Origin of the sequence: Citrobacter sp. Ct235 (assembly GCF_030332305.1) — a bacterium.
GTDB lineage: Bacteria > Pseudomonadota > Gammaproteobacteria > Enterobacterales > Enterobacteriaceae > Citrobacter_A > Citrobacter_A telavivensis.
On the sequence record NZ_JAOWIC010000043.1, the window covers coordinates 452,439 to 474,721 of the forward strand.

Genomic DNA, 22,283 nt, shown 5'->3' on the forward strand with positions numbered 1-22,283 from the left:
AATCAGGCCTCGCCATGCGGGGCCTGTGACTTTTTACGCGATGCGGGCAAAGCCGGCTTCAAGGTCGGCAATCAAATCGCCGACATCTTCCAGACCGATATGCACCCTCACCAGCGTCCCGCTGAAATCGACATCTCCGGCCGGGCGAATACTGTTCAACTCCTCCGGCTGGTTTGCCAGAATCAGCGACTCAAACCCGCCCCACGAATAAGCCATATGGAACAGCGAGAAGTTATCAAGGAAATCCGCTAACTGCTCATCCGTCAGTCGTTTTTTCAGCACAAACGAGAACAGACCGGAACTGCCGCTGAAATCACGCGTGAAGTATTCGTGCCCCGGACACTCCGGCAGCGCCGGATGATTTACTCGCGCCACTTCCGCTCGTGCTGACAACCAGCGCGCAATCTGAATACTGCTCTCCTGATGCTGCTTCAGGCGCACCGACAGCGTGCGCAGGCCACGACTGCCGTTATACGCGGTATCAGCATCCAGCGTTTGCCCCATCAGATACGAGTTCTCACGCAATTGATCCCAGCAGCGCGCATTGGACACCGCCGTTCCCAGCATGCCGTCCGAGTGACCGATCGTGTATTTAGTCCCCGCCTGAATCGAGATATCCACCCCGTAGTCCAGCGCCTTAAACAGCACGCCCGCCGCCCAGGTGTTGTCGATCATAATGACGATCTCCGGATTCACCGCGCGGATCGCCTTCACCATTCCCGGCACATCCTGAACTTCCATCGTGATCGAACTCGGTGATTCAAGAAACACCACTTTGGTTTCCGGGCGGATCAGGTCGACAATCCCGGCGCCAATCATCGGATCGTAGTATGTTGTTTCGACGTTGAATTTACTCAGGATCTTATTGCAGAAATCCTGTGTCGGTTCATACGCTGCCCCGGTCATCAGCAGATGATCGCCGCTCTGTACAAACGCGAGGATCGCGTTTGTCACCGCCGCCGCGCCGCACGGGTAAAGCGCGCAGCCGACGCCGCCTTCCAGTTCACTCATCGCCTTCTGGAACGCGAAGTGGGTATAAGTGCCACGGCGACCGTAAAACAACTCGCCGTTTGCGCGATTGGCGGTGGCGAATTTTTTGTCCTTCACGGTATCAAACACCAGCGAAGAGGCGCGCTGGATAACCGGGTTTACCGCGCCCTGGGTATAGCGTTTATCGCGTCCGGCGATGATCAACTGGGTTTCGAGTTTCACTGAATCTTTCATAACTTTTCTTATCCTTAATTCTGCGTTAAACCTCGGCTACCGTAGCCGTCGCATCTATCTCTGCATTCACCGATTTTTTCCCGGAGAAGCGTTCTACAATTTGTGCCGCATTCAAATCATGAATCACGTTAATCAGCGTCGCCGGCGCATCGGTAATGGTGCCCAGCACCACTAACATAGGAATGGTTTCCATCGGCAGCCCCAGCGTAGTGACGATAAAGATCTCCCCAAGGAATGCCCCACCCGGCACGCCGCCGACGATAATCGCGGAAAGCACGGCGATCAGCATGGTCAGGAAGAAGGTTTCCGTCGTGAACGGAATCCCCAGCACCGAGTAGATAAAGACTATCTTCAGCGCCGCGATCATCGCCACGCCGCCCTTATTCAGGTTGACCAGCAGCGGGATCGAGACATCCACGATTTCCGGGTTAATCCCCATCGCTTTGCCCGCGCGCAGCGTTACCGGCAGCGTTCCCAACGAAGAACAGGTGCCCAGCGCCGTCACGGAAGGCTCAATAGCGTGACGCCAGAAGGCTTTCACTGCCGGTATGCCGCCGCCAATGTAAGAGTAAAGAATAGAACCCAAAATGTAGTAAGCCAGCGTGGCAACCATGAACAGACCAATCGCCCGGGCAAAGGTGAGCAGCAGTCCGGAATCCTGACTGGCCATCGTGGCGGCAAAGTAGCAGCCAAGCCCCAGCGGCGCGACCTTCATGATGATCGATACGATCTTCATAATGACGGTGTTGGCATCTTCCAGCAGCGAGGCAATGCGTTTGCCCGCCTGTTCTGACTGACCAATCGCGATCCCGGCAATGATCGCCATCACGATCAGCGCGAGGATATTCGACTTAGAAAACAGGCCAATAAAGTCGTTGGTGGTGATCATGCTGACAAAATCCATCTTGCCGCTGCCCGCCTGCACGGACTGCGAAAGATCGATGGTGACCCCCTGCGCCGGGTTGTACCACAGGGCTAACGCCACGATCCCGGCCGCCGGAATAAACGCCATTGCGATGGAAACGATAAAGATAATCGCCATAATTCGCCCTAAGCGTTTCAGGTCGGTCATGCTGGCGATGGAGGACATTACGCTGATTCCCACCAGCGGAACGATAATCATAAATAACAGGTTCAGGAAAATCTGACCTATCGGCTGGAGTTTACTGGCAAACGCGGGGGCGTAAATCCCTAATAAACCACCTGCAACCAGAGCAAGTAATAAAATAATTGACGATTTGTAGGGTTCGAGTCGTGTCCACATAATCGGTACCTTTTATAAGAATGGAATTAAATGAGAGTAAATTCACAATTTGGCGACGTTCTGTTTTTGCCTCCTTACTATTTGTGACGCAACTCACTTAAGTTGTTATTTTTTCATTTTGTGCGTAGGTCGTTTCCTGTGGTTCAATAGTTACATGTTTCAAAACCCAATGTAACGGCCTATTCGTACCGTTTTTGCAAATCACTTGTGAGTAAAAGGAAACAATGAGCACACCCATTTCTCTCAAGCATTTAGAATTTTTTGTCCGGATTGTGGACTGCGGAGGATTATCCGAAGCCGCGGTGCAACTTAACGTGTCGCCGTCGGCGGTCAGTAAAAGTCTGGCGGCAATGGAGGATACGCTGGGGACAACATTAATTAAGCGCACGACCCGCAGTATTACCCTGACCGACGCCGGGCAATATTTATTTAACCGGGCCAATAAATTACTGAAAGAGTTTGATGAAACGTTAAATACCACCTCCGGTTATTATCACAATCCGCAGGGTGAATTACGCATTACCTGTTCGATTGCCTTCGGCTATTCCCGACTGGTCAATCTGGTGGACAAATATCGCACCCAGTACCCGGATGTGAATTTGTATATCGATCTCAACGATAACTTCGTCAATCTGAACGACACGGATTTCGATATCGCCCTGCGCATCTCCACCGCGCCACCGCAAAACTATGCCATGCGTAAACTGGTGCCTATCCGCTGGGCGTACTGCGCGTCTCCCGGTTACCTCTCGAAAAAAGGAATGCCGCTACGGCGTACCGATCTGGTGAATCATGACTGTCTGGTTTACCCCGGCCTGACCCCCGTTCTGAAGGTTGCCGACGAGCAGGATCGCCTGCATCAGTTGAAACTGCATATGCCTATCCAGGCCAACAGCAGCCTGGTGCTGCTGAAATCGGTGCTGGAAGATCAGGGCGTCGCCTATCTGCCCACCTATCTGATTGGCGATCATATTCAGAAAGAGGAGATCACCCCGCTAATGCTCGACGGCACCATCACCTGCGAAACGCACACCCTTTATGCGCTCTATTTCCCCAGCAAATACAGCAACCCGAAGGTGCGTTCATTTATTGATTTTCTGGTCGCAGAGCTAGGGACGCTGCCGGCGTGGGACAACTGGATCCCCGGCTGATCCCCGGTTGTTTTTGCACGATCCCCCCGTCTGGCTCTATCCTTAACCCTATGAATAAAATCGCTGAACTCAAACGCGCCAAACTGTTGGCGCTCTCATTACTGCTGATCGCTGCCACCACGTTCGTCGTCACCCTCTTCCTGCCGCCCGGCTTTTGGGTCAGCGGGATCAAAGCCATTGCCGAGGCGGCGATGGTCGGTGCGCTGGCGGACTGGTTTGCGGTGGTGGCGCTGTTTCGCCGCGTCCCCCTCCCGTTCATTTCTCGGCACACGGCGATTATTCCCCGTAATAAGGACCGGATCGGCGAGAACCTGGGTCAGTTCGTGCAGGAGAAATTCCTCGATACCCAGTCTCTGGTCGCGCTAATCCGCCGCCATGAGCCCGCGCTACTGATTGGCAACTGGTTCAGCCAGCCGGAAAACGCCCAGCGGATCGGGCAGCATCTGTTGCAGATCATGAGTGGTTTTCTGGAGCTGACCGATGATGCCCGTATCCAGCGCCTGCTAAAACGTGCGGTGCATAAGGCAATTGATAAGGTCGATCTCTCTGGCACCAGCGCCCTGATGCTGGAAAGCATGACCAAAAACGATCGCCATCAGGAGTTACTCGACACGCTGATCGCCCAGTTGATAGCGCTCCTCCAGCGCGACAGTTCCAGAACCTTTATCGCCCGGCAAATCGTCCACTGGCTGGAGACCGAGCACCCGCTGAAGGCCCGAATTCTGCCCACCGAGTGGCTGGGCGAGCACAGTGCAGAACTGGTGTCAGAGGCGGTGAACTCGCTGCTTGATGACATCAGCCACGATCGCGCACATCAGATCCGCCACGCCTTCGATCGCGCCACCTTTATGCTCATCGACAAACTGAAAAACGATCCGGAGATGGCGAACCGGGCGGAAAGCATCAAGGATTACCTGAAAGAAGATGATGCCTTTAACCGCTATCTCGGCGAGCTGTGGGCGGATTTACGCCAGTGGTTAAAGAATGATATCAACGCCGAGGATTCCCGGGTGAAACAGCGAATCGCCCATGCCGGACAGTGGTTTGGCGAAACGCTGGTTGCCGACGATGCGCTACGCGCCTCGCTCAACGGCCATCTGGAGCAGGCCGCCCATCGGGTAGCACCGGAGTTTGCCGCCTTCCTGACCCGCCACATCAGCGACACGGTGAAAAGCTGGGATGCCCGCGATATGTCGCGGCAAATTGAACTCAACATCGGTAAAGATTTGCAGTTTATCCGCGTCAACGGCACGCTGGTGGGCGGGACTATCGGGCTGGTGTTATATCTGTTGTCGCAAATCCCCTCACTACTGCCCGCACTGCCCACTTTTTAAGGAGAAAAAATGGCTGACATTACCCTGTCCCCGGCGGAACGCGACGGTCTGCGCGAGGCGCTCAGAGACTACTGCCGCGATCATTTCGAACTGGAGCTGGAACAGTTCGACGCCGAGTTTTTTATTGATTTTATTAGCGAAAAATTGGGTCCGGCGTACTACAACGCGGGCATTGAGGAGGCGATTCGCACGCATCTTGCCTGGAGCGAGCGCATCCAGGAAGAGATGGATCTGAAGAAAATTTTATAGTGCCTTACCTGGCGGGAGATCAATAAACCCACAATAACGACATGGTTATAATGCGAACACTTTTAACATCTCCCGTGTCACGGGGAAGGAAAATCCATGTCGCTTATCACCGATCTACCCGCCATTTTCGACCAGTTTTCTGAAGCCCGCCAGAAAGGCTTTCTCACCGTGATGGATCTCAAAGAGCAGGGTATCCCGCTGGTGGGGACCTATTGCACCTTCATGCCGCAGGAGATCCCGATGGCGGCGGGAGCGGTGGTGGTCTCGCTGTGCTCAACGTCCGATGAAACCATCGAAGAGGCCGAAAAAGATCTGCCGCGCAACCTCTGCCCGTTGATCAAAAGTAGCTACGGCTTCGGCAAAACCGACAAATGCCCCTATTTCTACTTTTCGGACCTGGTGGTGGGTGAAACCACCTGCGACGGCAAAAAGAAAATGTACGAGTACATGGCTGAGTTTAAAGCCGTTCACGTCATGCAGTTGCCAAACAGCAGCCAGGATGCCGCCTCACGCGCACTGTGGAAAGCAGAAATTCTGCGCCTGCAACAGGCCGTGGAAGCACGCTTTGGGACGCCGGTAACTGAAGCGGCGCTGCGTGAAGCCATTGTCCTCAAAAACCGTGAACGTCGCGCGCTGGCGAATTTCTATCGTCTCGGGCAGCTTAATCCCCCCGCATTGAGCGGCAGCGATATCCTGAAAGTGGTGTACGGTGCAACCTTCCGCTTTGATAAAGAAGCCCTCATTGACGAACTGAACAGCATGACCGCGCGGGTGCGCCAGGCGTGGCAAGACGGCAAACGACTGGACGCCCGTCCGCGCATTCTGATCACCGGTTGCCCGATTGGCGGGGCGGCAGAAAAAGTGGTGCGCGCCATTGAAGACAACGGCGGTTGGGTGGTGGGATACGAAAACTGCACCGGCGCGAAGGCGACCGAGCAGTGCGTTGCGGAAACCGGCGACGTCTATGACGCGCTCACCGACAAATATCTCGCCATCGGCTGTTCGTGCATCTCTCCAAACGAACAGCGTCTGACGTTGCTCAGTCAAATGGTGGAAGAATACAAGGCGGACGGCGTGGTGGATGTGATTTTGCAGGCCTGTCATACCTATGCCGTTGAGTCACTGGCCATTAAGCGTCATGTTCGTCAGCAGCACAACCTCCCCTATATCGCCATTGAAACCGACTACTCCACCTCGGATATCGGCCAACTCAGCACCCGCGTCGCGGCCTTTATTGAAATGCTGTAAGGAACAGGCGTGACGTATTCGATAGGGATTGATTCCGGCTCGACGGCGACCAAAGGTATCTTACTGGCAGGCGGCGTGATTCAGCGCCGTTTCCTGTGCCCGACGCCATTCCGACCAGCCGACGCCATCCGCGAGGCCTGGGACGTTCTCGCACGAGGTCTGGAAACGCGACCGTACCTGACCTTAACCGGCTATGGTCGCCAGTTGGTTGATTTTGCCGACAAGCAGGTAACCGAAATTTCCTGTCACGGACTGGGGGCGCGGCTACTGGCTCCCGCCACCCGCACGGTCATTGATATTGGCGGACAGGACAGCAAGGTTATCCAACTGGATGACGGCGGCAACCTCACCGACTTCCTGATGAATGACAAGTGCGCAGCGGGCACCGGACGTTTTCTGGAAGTGATTTCGCGTACCCTGGGCGCCAGCGTGGAGCAACTCGACGCCATTACCGCCGGCGTTGCGCCGCACGCCATCAGCAGCATGTGCACCGTCTTTGCCGAATCCGAAGTGATTAGCCTGCGCTCTGCGGGTATCGCTCCGGAAGCGATTCTTGCGGGCGTGATCAACGCAATGGCGCGGCGCAGCGCCAACTTCATTGGTCGACTCTCCTCACAAGGGCCGCTGCTATTTACCGGCGGCGTCAGCCACTGCGCGGCCTTTGCCCATATGCTGGAAGGCCATGTCGGCATCCCGGTACACACCCACCCGGACGCGCAGTTTGCCGGTGCCCTTGGCGCGGCGCTGATTGGTCAACGGCAGAGAAAGCGCGAATGACGGAATACCTGTTTTTGTTTCATTCGACGGTGGGCGTGATTCAGACCCGCAAAGCGTTGCAGGCCGCAGGCATGACCTTTCGGGTTGCTGATATTCCCCGCCAGTTGCGCGGGGGCTGCGGGCTGTGTGTCTACCTGCATTGCCAGCCCGGAGAAGAAGAGCGGTGGGTGATCCCCGGTCACACCGAATCGATCTACCGCCGTGAGTCGGGCGACTGGCAATGCGTGGCAACTTTCGATGCGCCAGCGCGTTGACCCGCTAAACCGCGATAAATTTCACCCTGCAATTATCGCGAAGTTAAGGATTCATTAAGATAAATCGTTATACTTCTCATCTTGCTCTCTTTGATTTTATTTAAGGAAGAATAATGAGATTGTCCGCCCGATGTCTGAATCCCCCTCTGCGAGTCATGCTACTTCTTGCTTTACTCAGTGTGGGAGTGAGTGATGTCGTATCGGGTGGGGCCGCGCCCGACGGCGACAATAATTCCCTTGCGGATTATCGCGTGACAATAGATGGGGAACGAATCGCCGGAGTGAAAAAGAATGTCTCCTCACTCACCTGGTCTGATAAAAGTGACACGCTGTTCAGCACAATCAATAAACCTGCCGCGATTATTGAATTGACCAAACAGGGTCAATTACTGCGTACCATCCCACTCGATTTTATTCGCGATCTGGAGACCATCGAGTTCATCGGCGACGACACCTTTGTCATCAGCGATGAAAGTGATTATTCCATTTACGTTATTACTATCAATGCGCAGTCACAGGTGAACATTATAAAAAAGTTGAAGCTAGATCTGTATGAAACCCCGACCAACGATGGCTTTGAGGGACTCGCCTGGTCACGAGAGAAAAAGACATTCTGGTTTTTCAAAGAAAAGAGACCGATTGGGATCTATAAAGTGACGGGGCTGCTCAATAATGACAATTTGACTATTGCTAAAGACAATACTCTGCAACAGCAGCTTAATGTGAAGGATATTTCAGGCGCGGAATTTAATGCGCGACAGAATAGCCTGCTGATCCTGTCTCACGAATCACGCGTGCTCAAAGAGGTCAAAACCGACGGCGACGTCATCGGCGTCATGACGCTGACCGAAGGCCACCACGGGTTAGAACACACCATACGGCAGGCAGAAGGGATCGCGATGGATAACCAGGGATCGCTGTTTATGGTTGCTGAGCCTAATTTGTTTTACCGCTTCACGTCCAACACCGCACAATAATTCCTCCATCGCCTTACCCATTTGTTATAAATTTGTTACTCTCGCATTTCGCACACGACAAATAACAATGGGTAGGGTATGAGCCAGCCACAGCACATCGCAGACCGGTATTCACTCAGCACCGCCCTCTTCGGGATGATGGTACTCGCGCTGGGCATGGGGATTGGCCGTTTTCTCTATACCCCGATGCTGCCGGTGCTGCTGGCCGAGGGGCGCTTTACGTTTTCCGAACTGTCGTGGGTAGCCAGCGTCAACTATGCGGGCTACCTGGTCGGCAGCCTGCTGTTCTCCTTCGGACTTTTTCATCAGCCGGGACGTTTACGCCCCATGCTGCTGAGTTCAGCGGTGGCAACCGGCGGACTGATCCTCGCGATGGCGCTGTTCTCCGGGCCAGTGGTAGTAATGCTGGTACGCTTTCTGGCGGGCGTCGCCAGTGCCGGGATGCTGATCTTTGGCTCTACGCTGGTGCTGCAACATACCCGCAATCCTTTTGTCATTGCCTCACTGTTTTCTGGCGTCGGCGTGGGGATTGCGCTGGGTAACGAGTACGTGATTGCCGGATTGCACTTTGCGCTCTCCTCTCACGCGCTGTGGATCGGGGCGGCGGCCTTCTCCGCCGTGCTGGCGATTCTGCTGGCGCTGTTGCTTCCGTCCCGCGCTCACGCGCTGCCAGCCGTAACGCAGGCAAAAAACGCATCGCAGTCGATGCGCTGGTGGCTGCTGGCGCTGCTCTACGGCCTGGCCGGATTCGGCTACATCATCGTCGCGACCTATTTGCCGTTGATGGCAAAAGACGCGGGTTCGCCACTGCTGACGGTCCATCTGTGGACGCTGGTTGGCGTCTCGATTGTGCCGGGCTGCTTCGCCTGGCTGTGGGCCGCGAAACGCTGGGGGGTGTTGCAATGTCTGACCGCAAACCTGGTGATTCAGGCCGCCTGTGTGCTCCTGACACTTGCCAGCGGCTCTCCGCTATTGCTGGTACTGAGCAGCGTGGGATTTGGCGCGACGTTTATGGGTACCACGTCGCTGGTTATGACCCTCGCGCGCCAGCTTATTGTGCCAGGAAACCTCAATCTGCTGGGGTTTGTCACGCTGACCTACGGCATCGGGCAGATCCTGGGACCGCTATTAACCACGCTGTTGGGCAGCGGTACGCAGGCCATTACCGATGCCACGCTGTGTGGTGCACTGGCGTTATTTATCGCCGCAGCAATCAGCGCCCTGCAGTGCTATAAACAAAAGCGTTTGCTGGCGTGTCGTATCAACGACATGCGCTAACGATCATAATGCGGGGAGCCTGGTGAATCCACGCCAGTAATTCGTTAAGCAGTGAAGCCGCGACGATTTTACTGGCGGCGGCGGTTGACCAGGAAAAGAGCGTCACGCTGAGCTCCCACGCCATGAACGAAACGGTCGTCACGACCAGAGTCAGGCCAACTGCGATGACCGTAATACACGCCACAGAACGCCAGAATGGTAAAGGCATCATCCTGTAAAACCGGCCCGCACTTATTCACGACCGCCTTCATGGGCGATGCGATGAAGCATAAGCGCTTCGGCAATAATATCCTGTTTGCTTTTACGCGTTTCTAAAGCCAGTGTCCGGACATAGTCCCAAAGCGTGGTTTCAACACGGGCACTTAACAGCACCATATCTTTAGAACGGGTTCCTCTGGCTTTACGGATATCGGGATAATCGCGGGAAGGCATCGTCAGCTCCTGAAGGCTATTTCATCTTAACTGGGGAGGAATATGCAGTTGGCTGAATAACAAGTCAACGCACAGTATTTCAGCAGTCGGGTGATGAAAATGTTAAGAAAACGCCTTGAAATGGAACGCCGTTTCAAGTGAAAGATGACCCGTAGCAGACTAATGATGTCAGGGTTTATTGACATGCCAGGGTTAATTCAGTGATTTTCAGCCCCCGTTCTCCCGGCTAAACATTCACCGCAATTATTGAAAATTCCTATCCGCCAATACGTTACTTCTGCGATAAATGTTTACATTGAGGACAATAACGGGCTTTTTTAGAGCGAGTTACGACGACCTCTTTCAATTATTTTCGCTAAGGCAGCATATCCCTTTTGTCATCCGACGTCTTACCACCACCACCGCAAACGCCAAAAAGGTAAACAGGTCGTAAATAAGGACATTTTTTAACGGCGCAAATTAAGTGCGCATTAATTGATATTTATCAATTCTTAAAGGTGTGATTTGCCAGTTTTTGGTAAGAATCTGATGAAGCACACAAATACCGACGGCTTTTGTACACTAAATTTTACGTTACCTGCCAGATGCATAATAAACGACAGGCATTGACTTCATGCACCGCGCCGGTCTGTGCTGCTTCCCCCCATCAGCCGGAGACACGGCGCACTGTCTGTTATCGTTCCCTTAATGCCTCTTTCGCCTTATTCAGCGGTTTCAACAGGTACTCAAGAATCGTTTTATTCCCCGTTTTGATGTCCACCGTCGCAATCATGCCTGGAAAAACCGGGAAGGCTTTTTTCTGCTTGTTAATTAACTGATTACTGTCGGTACGGATATAGACGCGGTAGTAATACAGATCGCGTTTAACTTCATCCTGGATGGTGTCCGGTGAGATGACCGTCACCACGCCATTGATACCGCCATAAATGGAATAATCGTACGCCGTAATCTTCACCATCGCTTCTTGCCCGGGATGGATAAAGGCAACATCGCGCGGCAGGATCTTCGTCTCAATCAGGATCTGATCGTCTAACGGCACCAGACTCATCAGTTTTCCGCCTGGCGGGATCACCCCACCGACGGTGGTCACGTCGATATCTTTCACGATCCCGCGCACAGGGGCGGTAAAGGTCAGACGCGTCAGCGAATCTTCACGTCCGTGCATCACCGAACGCTCTGTTTCAATCTCCGCATTAGCCCGCGCCAGCTCTTCCCGGGCGCGAACGTAATATTGCGTCTGCAACTCGGCAATCTTATTTTCCATCTCATTCATTTGACGGCGCAGACGCAGTACTTCGACATGGCTGGCCGCCCCCTCTTTAATCAGCGGCTGGGTCAGCGCCAGCTCTCTCTGAATAAGTGCAATCCCCTGTCGCAGCCCTTCAACGCCTTTCTCAAGGCTTTCGCGGCGGGAATGATACAACGCGCGCTCCTGGTTAATCAGTGCCGTCTCGTTGTTCAGTTCTGCCGGAAACACCAGTTCGGTGCCGTTCACTTCCGCAGTAAGACGCGCCGACGTCGCCATCGCAGCATTCAGTTTCGATTCACTCTCTTTCACGCCCGATTCTGTTTTCGTCCGGTCAAGCTGCGCCAGAATCTGCCCTTTTTCAACGATATCCCCTTCACGAACATGCAGTTTGTAGATAATGCCGCCTTCCAGCGACTGAATCTCCTGCTCGTGGGATGATGGCACCACCTTACCGCTGCCAGTGGTGACCTCGTCGAGATGAAAGTAGCTCATCCAACCGACAAACACGGCCAGCAGAGCAAACAGGAACCAGGCGACCAGTGAAGAGCGCGGGAGCTTCGGTTCACTGAGGCGACTGTTAAAACGGTTAAAATCGCTCATATTACGACCTCCCAGGATTGTTTGACGGCGGGGTATTGATTCTCGACACATTACTTTGTGTCGCCTCCGGCTGCGCCATACCATGTTTATTCAGGATGGCGTCACGCGGACCGTCCATCACAATACGTCCGTTATCCAGCACGATAATGCGATCCACCAGTTCGAGGATCGGCAGGCGATGCGTCGCGACAACCATCGTGCGCTGGCTACCTAACCAGGTTTTGAGGTGCTGAATGAACTGCTTTTCGCCCATCTCATCCAGCCACGCGGTCGGTTCATCAAGCAGTAAAATAGTGGGTGATGTTAGCAGCGCACGCGCCAACAGCAGCGACTGACGCTGACCGCCAGACAACCCGGCCCCCCCTTCGCTTATCACGTAGTTCATCCCCATCTTCTGCTTACGGACAAAATCGAGTGCGCCACCGATCGCCAGAGCCTGCTGGATGTCGTCGTCTGTCGCCGTAGGGTTACCCAACGTAATGTTGTCGTGAATGGAGCCAAAGAACAGGCGTGCCTGCTGGCTCAGCAGTTGCATATCGCGGCGCAAATCCGCCGGGTCCAGATGATTCAGGGCGATGTCATCCAGTAAGACGGCCCCCTGCTGCGGCTCCTGCATCCCCGCCAGTACCTGAAGTAGCGTACTTTTACCTGAGCCATTGCGCCCGAGCAGCGCCACGCGTTCACCGGCTTTGATGTTCAACGCCGACACCGTCAGCACGTTCACTTTCTCTTCTTCGTCGTAGTAAAAGCTGACGTTTTCCAGTTGATAGTGGCCGCGCAGGTGCGCTTTGTGCACTTTCTTACCCTGAAGCGGCTCATCAATCGGGCGCTGCATCAGTTCATCCAGCCCTTTCAGCGCCACTTTTGCCGATTGCCAACGCGAAAGCACACCGGAGATCTGCGACAACGGCGCGATAGTGCGTGAGGCGAGGATCGAGGTCCCGACCAGCGCACCGGTCGTCAGATCGCCATCAATCACCAGGTAGCAGCCAATCAGCAGTACCACGGCGTAGACTATCGATTGCACTTCCTGGGTCCACGTCAGCAGCAGACTGGTCAGCCAACGCTGACGCATACCCACTTCAGCGGCCACAAAATTGGTGTTGTTCCACTGATTCTGGAAACGCTGTTCGGCACGCATCAGTTTGATGTCTTCGATGCCCTGCACCGCTTCCACGAGCGTTGCGTTGCGGATTGCCGATTCACGCATCCCTTCGTTGGAAAGCCGTCCCAGTGGGCGTTGTACCAGCAGACCGGGGATCAATAACAGGGGAACCGCCATCAGCACGACCAGTACCAGCGGGCCGCCAATCATCCACAAAATAAACACAAACAGCAGGAAAAACGGCAGGTCGGAAATAGCCGAGATGGTCGTTGAGGTGATCAGTTCACGCACCGACTCTAGTTCACGAATCTGGGCGATAAACGAGCCCGTCGATTTCGAACGCGCACCGTTTTTGATGCGCAGCGCATGGGCAAAGATACGCTCAGAGATACGGAGATCTGCGCGTTTACCGACGACATCAGAAATATAAACCCGCAGCATGCGCATAATAAATTCGAACAGGATTGCCAGCATCACCCCGCCAAACAGCACCCACAGCGTGGTTTCTGACTGTGAGGGCACGACACGGTCATACACCTGCATAGAGAAAATCATGCCGGAAAGCGCCAGCACGTTGGCAACCAGCGCAACAACCATAATATCGATATAGCGATGCCAGTCTTTTAACGCCAGTCGCCAGAACCAGTTTTTCTTATATGGCTTAATATAATCGTCAACGCGCGCATCGGGCGTGGATTCGAGTGGACGCAGAACCAGTAATGTTTTTATCCGTGCGCGTAATTCATCACGCGTTAACACAGTTTCCAGTCCTTCATCACCGCTGAACTGAAGGCTAATATTGCCGTCGCTGTCCATTCGGTTAATCACCGCGATTTGCCCTTCGCTAAATTCCGCAATCAGCGGCAAACGCCACGGATCGAGAAAAGAGATTTTTGCCGCCACAACGCGCAGTCCCAGCCCCAGCTGGCGAGCCATATCTTTTAACACCAGGTCGCGCGGCGAGTCGCTTTCATAATTAATCGACACCCGAACATGCTCTTGCGAGAAATCGAGACGATAATGCTGCGCCACACCGATCATTGCCTGTAACCAGGGTTCGTATTGCGACTGCGTGTTCATAGCGTTCGGTTCCTGTTGTGTGGCACTGCGCCATAACGGAATTGCATTAGGAATAACGGAATGTGTGCTCATACTTTTATATTCGTCCGAAAAGACACTCGTCATCTGCGGACGGTAATGTTCATGACTTTTATTTTAGTGCGATTTTGACGCGATATATTCCGGGGGAAATCATTCCCCCGGAATAGTGCATTACATAATCACTAACTGATGGTTTGCCAGCAGAGTGGCAAGGTCGGTTTGTACACCGTTCAGGGTAACCACATTGGTGGACGAGAAGTTACCGCCCGCCCCATCGAGATCCACATGGATTTCAGTGTTGCTGCCGTTCTGCACCACGCGGACGTAGTCCTCGATGTTCCCTGCCTGGGCATCCAGCGTCGCAACGCTATTCACATAGCTCGCGGCGCCGCTACCGGTGTAGCCGCTGCCGGACAGTAGTTCTCGCAGGTCGATACGGTCAGTATCTGCAGTCCCTTCCCAGGTACCGATGGTAAAGCCGTTTACAACATCGCTGCCGTTGCCGCCCGTGGCGTCTGAGGCAGTGATCAACTTGTACAACAGGGTATCCTGGCCGCCGTTACCAATATTGAAGGTATCGTCGCCACCGCGACCTTCGAAGAAGTTTTCCGTCGCGTTGCCGGTAAACACATCATTGCCGTTGCCGCCGGCAATCCCTTCCACATTCACGAACTGCGCGTTACCGAAACCGGTATTCTGCATTCCGGTGTTGCTCAGATCGATGTTCAGCGCGGAACTTCCCGCCAGTTCATAGTCGACAATGTCCATCCCACCCTGTGCGGTCCAGACGTCGGCATCAGACACTACGCGGCTACCGCCGCCGCCGTTATAAACGTGCGTTCCTGCCGTGGCATACAGCGTATCGTTGTAGCCGGTTCCGACAATACCCGTGGTGTTCGTCCCGTCCGTCGCTGCCGTGGCGCTGTTCGTCGCCGAGGCACCGTCTTCTGCGGTCAGCGTGTACGCGTGGTTCTTCTCAACCGCTTTCAGGCCACCCCAGGCGGCGTTGACGTTCTCGATGGTATTCGACACGCCGGAGGAGTCGAAATTCACCGAGGAGACGCCGCCATAGTCCTTACCGCTAGCCAGCAGTACTGCGCTGTACGACTTGCTCGCATCCAGTCCGTAGAAGTAGACCATGCCGGACGAGTCGTTCATGTTCACGCCGCCCTGCGGGTTAATGACCTGCGAGCTGACCACCTTGCCGGTACTTTCATCAATGAGCAGCACCGTGTTGCCATAGAAGGCGTTAATGCCGTTCGCATCCGAAATACGCAGGATAATGCTGGTTCCGTCAGCGATAGTGCTGTTGTTGGTGATGTATTCCGTTTTACCGCCTGCGGCACGGAAGACCACCAGATCCTTGTCGCCGTCGTAATCCAGGTCCAGCGTCAGCGCACCGGTAGTGATGTTAGTGCTGCCCTGGTTTGCTCCGGTTAAAAGGGTCTGTGACGTCCAGTCGACCTGATTGCTGCCATTCACACCGTTATTGGTCCACAACAGACCGATGTTGTTGGTATTGGTGGCAACCGTTGAACCTGCTGCACCGGCAATTTCGATCAAATCCATCTTGCCGTCGCCGTTCCAGTCCACTGCCAGCGACGTCATACTGTTAACGCTGTCGCCCAACGTCTGCACGTTCGATCCGGCGCCCATGCCGTTTGCGGCTGAAGTTAACTTACCTGTACCGTCGTTATAGAAGATGGCGCTGGTGGCATTCCCCTGACCGGTCAGACCGCCAACAAACAGATCCATATAACCGTCGCCGTTTAAGTCGGACCAGGTCATGGTGGTGTAGTAGTTGGTCGTCGCACTGTCACCGTTAAACACACCCGTCACCACCTGGGTGTTGGTGAGCGTCATATTGCCATTACTATCCACGCCGTTGGTCACGACGACCAGACGACTGCTCGAAGTACTTGATCCTCCCGCCGAAGTGGTATTCGAGCCAGATGTACCGTGATAGGTGATGTCGACATAGCCATCGTTGTTCAGATCGACACCTGAAACCTCGCGGTCTGGGGTAGCATTGTTGCTGTTCGTCGATGCCACACCATCTTGTGTGGTGCTCGAGTTCACATAGGCACCCGTCTTATCAAATCCGGCAATTGTCCCGTCGGTATTGATCACAAACCCGGTGTCGTAGCCACCTCGCCCCTCAGAATCGTTCGGCGTTTCATCGCCGTACACCATATCAATATAGCCATCGCCATTGATATCGACGCCCATTGCGCCGCCGTACCAGCCGTAGACGTTACCGTTAGGATCGTTAGTTTGCCCTGATACGCCATAGGCCCCCACCTGGAAGGAGGTATAGGTCCCGTCTTCGTTGTATTTGAACGACTGCTGACCGTTCGCATAGCCGGTGTCCGCCCCCAGAATATCCATCAGGCCGTCGCGGTCAAAATCGACAAACGACGACTGCTGCTGTCTGTCCGGACCGCTAATTGCCACCGAATCAAACGACCCTAACGTCGTGGAATCGGTCGCGTTCTGGGTAAACACCGTCGAGTTGCTGAGGATGCGCCATGTGCCATCTTCACTCATCGTCAGCGCCGTTCCGGTATCTTCAGAAGAGGCCGCCGTTGACGTAAAGGAGATTGACGGCGTTGCGGCGACCGTCAGCTCGTTGCTGCTGTCATCTTTGGTAATTTCCGTGCCGTCCGCTTTATAAAGGACGGCTTTCACCTCGTACGTTCCCAGCGCCAGCGCATCGCTGTCAGGGATCTGCACGTACCAGGTACTGTTTTTCGGATCAATCACCACCGCGCCATTGCGCGAGCTGTACACCACGTTGTTGACCGTCACTTCCACGTACTCACCCGGAAGGATTTCAAAATCAACGCTGCCCGTAATGATTGGCGTGGTATCCAGCGTGCTTTGGGTATCGGCATACATCACCAGATCAACGGTGAAATCAAACACCGGAGAGTGCGTCCCTTCGTTACCGGCGGCATCAACCACCACCGCGTAGAACTCCCCTTTTTCACCATCGACCAGCGGGACGTTCAGTTGATACGTCCAGTCTGTGCCATTCACATCCGCTTCGCCCAACAGCGTGCCGTCGGCGCTGTAAATACGTACCCGTTCACCGGTTTGCAGCGTGGTCGACAGGGTGCCGTTCAGCACTGGCGTACGATCATCCGTGGTCGTACCGGAGGCAAAATCCCCCCGAGAAGAGGCCACATCATCGGTGTAGCTGACGATCGTTGCCGTCGTCGCCGACGGGGTCATGTCAACCGTCACGATCTGATCGTTGGTCGCCCCGACGTTTCCGGCGACATCCACCACGCGTACCTGATAAGTGTGATCGCCTTCCACTAGCGTACGTGAATCCACATACGACCAGTCGGTGCCATTCACGATGATATCCTGCCAGGTCACCCCGTTATCGATGCTGATCTGCACGCGATCGCCTGCCGCCAACGGCGCAGCAATAGAGCCTTTGATCGTCAGCGATGTGTCAGTGGTCAGCCAGTCTGTGCTGCTGTAGCCCGTATCCGTAGAGATGCTGTCGATGCTGACGGTAATGGCGCTATCCGGCGGCGTCAGATCGACCGTCACCTGCTGGTGCGCGGTCGAGCCAATGTTGCCCGCGGTATCAATCACGCGCACCCAGTAGTCATAAGTCCCTTCAGCCAGCGTACGACCATCATCGAAGAACCAGTTATTGCCAATCACCGTCACGTTCTGCCAGGTTGCGCCGCCGTCCAGACTGATCTGCACGATTTCGCCCGGGGCCAGCGTCGCGCCCAGAGACCCCTGCAGACTGAGCGACGTATCTTTAGTGATAAAGTCGCTGCTGCTCAGACCGCTGTCGTCAGAGATGCTGTCGAACACGATCGTTTTGCTGGCGTCCGGCACTTGCGTGTCGATAGTGACCGTCTGGCTGGTAGTCGCACTGACGTTACCCGCGTCGTCAATCACCCGCAGTTGGTAAACATAATCACCATCGGCAAGCGTACGTCCATCCGCGTAAGACCAGGTCTGCCCGCTTACACTGACGTCAATCCATGTGAGCCCGCCATCAAGGCTAATCTGCACATGTTCGCCGCTGGCAAGAACTGCATTCAGTGAACCATGCAGTGCAAGCTGATTATCGTGCGTGATGAAGTCGCTGGTCGACAGACCGGTATCCTGAGTAATGGAATCGACGGAAATCAACGTGACTGCCGGTGGCGTTGTATCCACCCGGATCGTCTGACTGTCGAGCGACCCAACGTTGCCTGCGGCATCAATCACACGTACCAGATACTGATATGAACCGTCCGCCAGGGTACGCCCATCGGCATATGACCAGGAGGTACCATTCACCACCAGGTCAATCCAGGTTGCGCCGCCGTCAAGGCTTACCTGCGCGGTTTCACCGCTTCCCAGAGGGGCGGAAAGTGAACCCTCAAGCACGACCTGATTCGTGTTGGTCACAAAATCGCTGGCGCTGAGGCCACTGTCACCTTGTACCGAATCGATAGAGATTGTCTGGCCGGGCGCGGTCAAATCAACGTTAACCACATGCATCGAATTGCTGCTGTTGCCGATGGCATTGCTGACTTCTGCATTCACAATGTACGCGGAGCCATCCACCAGAGCGGCAACGTCAGTACTGCTGACTACGCAGCTCCACTGACCATTACTGTCCACGACGGCTGTATATGTCTGGCCGTTCAGCGTGATCGTGACCATCTGACCCGCCGGCGCGTTCGTCGTCCCGCTAATCGTCAGCGGTACGCCGTGTTCCGCAGCATTGATCACATCATCCATACTGAGCGTATCAATCGTAATTGTCGGAACTTCACGACTCAACGTAACGTCATGATTGATATCAACGGTGTTACCCGCCTTATCGTTCACGGTTGCCTTGATAGTGTAATCACCATCCGGCAAGCCGTTGAAATCACTCGCTGGAACCAGTACCGACCAGTTTCCGCTGGCATCAACAAGTGCCTGATAGAGATGACCGTTAAAGGTCACCGTCACGATACTCCCCTGCCCTGCATCGGAGGTCCCGCTGATGGTCTGCCCGGCCTGTTGTTCTGCCGTGTTGACCACATCATCAAACGCGACCGTATTAAGGGTAATAACCGGTGGAGTGGTATCGACTGTCACCGTCACAGAAGACACCGCTCCGCCCATATTACCGGCGTCATCAACAACCTTAACCTGCCAGGTGTGATCCCCATCGGCCAGTACACGTGGATCCGTAAAGCTCCAGCCTGTGCCGTTTACGATTGCTTCAACCCACGTAGCACCGCCATCGACACTAATCATTAAATGTTCGTCGCCGCGCAGGGCGTTGCTAAGCGAGCCCTGAATAGTCAACGTGGTATCACTGGTAATAAAATCGCTGCCTGAAATACCGGTATCATTTGACACGCTGTCAAACTGGATCGTCGGCCAGCTGACGTCATTATCAACAGTCACCCTTTGAGACGTTGTCGCCCCAACGTTGCCCGCCGCATCAACCACGCGCAGCATATAGAGATAGTCACCATCCGCCAGGATACGGTTATCGTCGTAATGCCATTGCGTCCCGGTGACCGTCGTGGTAATCCATGTCACCCCATTATCCAGGCTAATCTGCACAACTTCGCCCGCTACCAGAGGGGCACCCAATGTCCCTTCAAGCGTGAAGATGCGCGATTGGGTCAGGAAATCATTGTTATCCGCCCCCGTATCGGAGGAGATGCGGTCAACGGTCACGGTGGTCGCGGCATCCGGCGGTGTCAGATCGACTGTCACCTGCTGATGCGCAGTCTCACCGACGTTGCCCGCCGTATCCATCACGCGCACCCAGTAGTCATAAGTTCCTTCCGCCAGCGTACGGCCATCATCAAAGGTCCAGCTATTACCAATCACCGTCACGTTCTGCCACGTCGCGCCACCGTCGAGGCTGATTTGTACGGTTTCATCTGCCGCCAGCGACGCCCCCAGCGTACCTTTCAGGCTGAGCGAGGTATCATTAGTCAGGAAGTCGGTATTGCTCAGGCCACTGTCGTCAGTAATGCTGTCAAAAGTGATTGTTTTGCTGGCGTCCGGTGCCTGCATATCAATGGTCACCGTCTGGCTGGTGGTCGCACTGACGTTACCTGCATCGTCAATCACCCGCAGTTGGTAAACGTAATCACCGTCGGCAAGCGTGCGTCCATCCGCATAAGACCAGCTCTGACCGCTCACGCTGACGTCAATCCAGGTATTCCCACCATCAAGGCTTATCTGCACATGTTCACCGCTGGCCAGCGGCGCGTTTAACGAGCCCTGTACGGTAAGTTGGTTGTCGCTGGTAATGAAATCACTTGTCGAGAGCCCTGAATCCTGAGTAATGGAATCGACGGAAATCAACGTCACTACCGGTGGGGTCGTATCCACGACCACCGTCTGGCTGATGACCGCGCCAACGTTGCCCGCGTCATCAAGCACACGCACCAGATACTGATATGAACCATCCGCCAGGGTACGCCCATCGGCATACGACCAGGAGGTACCATTCACCACCAGGTCAATCCAGGTTGCGCCGCCATCAAGGCTGATTTGCGCGGTTTCACCGGTAGCAAGCGTTGTTGAAAGAGAACCATCGAGCACAATCTGGTTATCGCTGGTGATGAAGTCGGAGGCACTCAGCCCCGTATCATTCTGCACCGCCACGATAGTGATGATCTGCGCCGGTGCGGTCAGATCCACGTTGATCGAATGATCGTCACTGGCGCTATTGCCAATGGCGTTGCTGACCTCCGCATGCACCGTGTAAGCCGTGCCATCTGCCAGCGCGGCAACATCGGCGCTGCCCACAACGCAGCTCCACTGACCGTTGCTGTCCACAACGGCTGTATATGTCTGGCCGTTCAGCGTGATCGTGACCGTCTGACCCGTCGGGGCAGTGGTCGTCCCGCTGAGGATCAGCGATGTCCCGTGCTCTGCAGCATTAATGATGTCATCGGTGCTGAGCGTATTGATGGTAATCGTCGGAGCATCACCGTTCAGCGTCACATCGTGGCTGGTATCACCCGCGTTGCCCGCCGTATCGTTCACCGTGGCGGTGATGGTGTAATTTCCATCCACCAGACCATTGAAATCCGTTGCCGGCACAAAGACCGACCAGTTTCCGCTGGCATCCACCGTGGCCTGGTAGGAATGACCGTTAAAGGTCACCGTTACCGTTTGACCCGGTTCTGCGGTTGTCGTACCGCTAATGGTTTGTCCGGCTCGCTGCTCCCCAGTATTCACGATATCGTCGCTTGCCACGGTATCAATCGTGATAAGCGGTGCCGTGGTATCGACCGTCACGTTATGCGTTGTCTGGCTTTCATTGCCCGCCTTATCGCTGACGGTGGCCGTCACAATCAACGCACCCTCACTGAGTCCAGCCAGATCCGCTGCCGGAACGGTAACGCTCCAGGTACCATCGGCGGCGACAACGGCAGTCCAGGACTGACCGCCTGCTGTGATGGTCACCACCTGACCCGGCTCTGCACTGGTGTTGCCCTGAATAGTCAAAGGCTGCTGCTGTTCGACAGCGTTGAGCACATCGTCTGCGGAGATCGTGTTGATAGTGACAACCGGAGCAGAGGTATCCACCGAGACCAGAGAGGAGGCCGACGCACTGTTGCCAGCGCTGTCCTGCGCCGTCACAGAGACGGTATAACCCTGGCCGTCGCCAAGCTGCGCCACATCGGCTGCCGGTACGGTCACGGTCCAGGTGCCGTTCGCCTGTACGGTCGCGGTGTAACTCTGTCCGTTCAGCATCACCGTGACGCTCGTACCTGCAGGCAACTGACCGCTGGTTCCACTGATGATGAGATGACTCCCCGCTTCCAGCGCGTTGATCACGTCATCGACGGCAATGGTATCCACTGCCAGCGTGACGGTGGCGGTATTAACCTCCACATCGTGGGTCGCGGAGCCGCTGTTGCCGGCCGCGTTCGTCACGGTGACAGAAATGGTATTCACACCGTCGTTCAGGGCACTGATGTCCGCTGCCGGCACGCCGACGCTCCAGTTGCCCGCCGCGTCCACCACGGTGGTGTAGTTTTTGCCGTTCACGGT

The 22,283-nt window shown here is 54.9% G+C and carries 15 protein-coding genes; 8 read left to right on the forward strand and 7 right to left on the reverse strand.

Translation table 11 applies throughout. The features are described from left to right. Positions 1 to 33 precede the first annotated feature (33 nt). Both metC and OGY35_RS11295 read right to left on the reverse strand, forming a co-directional pair. Positions 34 to 1,224 carry a cystathionine beta-lyase gene (gene metC / locus OGY35_RS11290; RefSeq protein ID WP_286632312.1) on the reverse strand — a complete coding sequence of 397 codons (1,191 nt, stop codon included), beginning with the start codon at positions 1,222 to 1,224 and terminating at the stop codon, positions 34 to 36. 25 nt (positions 1,225 to 1,249) lie between these two features. Beyond that, the gene (locus OGY35_RS11295; protein WP_152401972.1) at positions 1,250 to 2,488 is read right to left on the reverse strand and encodes a dicarboxylate/amino acid:cation symporter; all 1,239 of its coding nucleotides are present in this window, start codon (positions 2,486 to 2,488) and stop codon (positions 1,250 to 1,252) included. 224 nt (positions 2,489 to 2,712) lie between these two features. Here OGY35_RS11295 and OGY35_RS11300 point away from each other — a divergent pair, with 224 nt between their 5' ends. The 8 genes from OGY35_RS11300 (at position 2,713) to OGY35_RS11335 (ending at position 9,756) form a co-directional block, all read left to right on the forward strand. Next, a complete protein-coding gene (locus OGY35_RS11300; RefSeq protein ID WP_286632313.1) occupies positions 2,713 to 3,639 on the forward strand; it encodes a LysR family transcriptional regulator in 927 nt (308 codons plus the stop codon). A 50-nt stretch (positions 3,640 to 3,689) separates the two neighbouring features. After that, on the forward strand, positions 3,690 to 4,973 hold the full coding sequence (locus tag OGY35_RS11305; protein ID WP_152401968.1) for a DUF445 domain-containing protein: 1,284 nt from the start codon (positions 3,690 to 3,692) through the stop codon (positions 4,971 to 4,973). Positions 4,974 to 4,982: 9 nt separating this feature from the next. Continuing rightward, complete coding sequence (locus OGY35_RS11310; protein WP_046487156.1) at positions 4,983 to 5,222, forward strand: DUF2164 domain-containing protein; 240 nt, start codon at positions 4,983 to 4,985, stop codon at positions 5,220 to 5,222. Positions 5,223 to 5,318: 96 nt separating this feature from the next. Next, a complete protein-coding gene (locus tag OGY35_RS11315) occupies positions 5,319 to 6,470 on the forward strand; it encodes a double-cubane-cluster-containing anaerobic reductase (protein WP_286632314.1) in 1,152 nt (383 codons plus the stop codon). Positions 6,471 to 6,479: 9 nt separating this feature from the next. Further along, the gene (gene yjiL, locus OGY35_RS11320; protein WP_286632315.1) at positions 6,480 to 7,247 is read left to right on the forward strand and encodes a putative 2-hydroxyacyl-CoA dehydratase activator YjiL; all 768 of its coding nucleotides are present in this window, start codon (positions 6,480 to 6,482) and stop codon (positions 7,245 to 7,247) included. Continuing rightward, positions 7,244 to 7,501, forward strand: a complete 258-nt coding sequence (locus OGY35_RS11325) for a putative Se/S carrier protein (RefSeq protein ID WP_286632316.1) — start codon at positions 7,244 to 7,246, stop codon at positions 7,499 to 7,501. Before yjiL ends, OGY35_RS11325 begins: the two co-directional genes overlap by 4 nt. Positions 7,502 to 7,614: 113 nt before the next feature. Further along, a complete protein-coding gene (locus tag OGY35_RS11330; RefSeq protein WP_286632317.1) occupies positions 7,615 to 8,478 on the forward strand; it encodes an SdiA-regulated domain-containing protein in 864 nt (287 codons plus the stop codon). 78 nt (positions 8,479 to 8,556) lie between these two features. After that, complete coding sequence (locus OGY35_RS11335) at positions 8,557 to 9,756, forward strand: MFS transporter (RefSeq protein ID WP_286632318.1); 1,200 nt, start codon at positions 8,557 to 8,559, stop codon at positions 9,754 to 9,756. On the opposite strand, the gene OGY35_RS11340 is transcribed toward OGY35_RS11335, so the two are convergent. The 5 genes from OGY35_RS11340 to OGY35_RS11360 all read right to left on the reverse strand — a co-directional run. Next, positions 9,740 to 9,967, reverse strand: coding sequence for a hypothetical protein (locus OGY35_RS11340; RefSeq protein ID WP_178823962.1), 228 nt, complete (start codon positions 9,965 to 9,967; stop codon positions 9,740 to 9,742). The two genes, OGY35_RS11335 and OGY35_RS11340, sit on opposite strands and share 17 nt — an antisense overlap. Positions 9,968 to 9,987: 20 nt before the next feature. Continuing rightward, entirely contained in the window at positions 9,988 to 10,188 is a 201-nt protein-coding gene (locus OGY35_RS11345) for a hypothetical protein (RefSeq protein WP_152401953.1), read from the reverse strand. A 673-nt stretch (positions 10,189 to 10,861) separates the two neighbouring features. Further along, entirely contained in the window at positions 10,862 to 12,037 is a 1,176-nt protein-coding gene (locus OGY35_RS11350) for an HlyD family type I secretion periplasmic adaptor subunit (RefSeq protein WP_286632319.1), read from the reverse strand. Between the two features lies 1 nt (position 12,038). Beyond that, positions 12,039 to 14,222, reverse strand: coding sequence for a type I secretion system permease/ATPase (locus OGY35_RS11355; RefSeq protein ID WP_286632320.1), 2,184 nt, complete (start codon positions 14,220 to 14,222; stop codon positions 12,039 to 12,041). A gap of 192 nt (positions 14,223 to 14,414) precedes the next feature. Next, positions 14,415 to 22,283 (reverse strand): Ig-like domain-containing protein (locus OGY35_RS11360; RefSeq protein WP_502872700.1); only part of this gene is annotated, 7,869 nt, incomplete at its 5' end.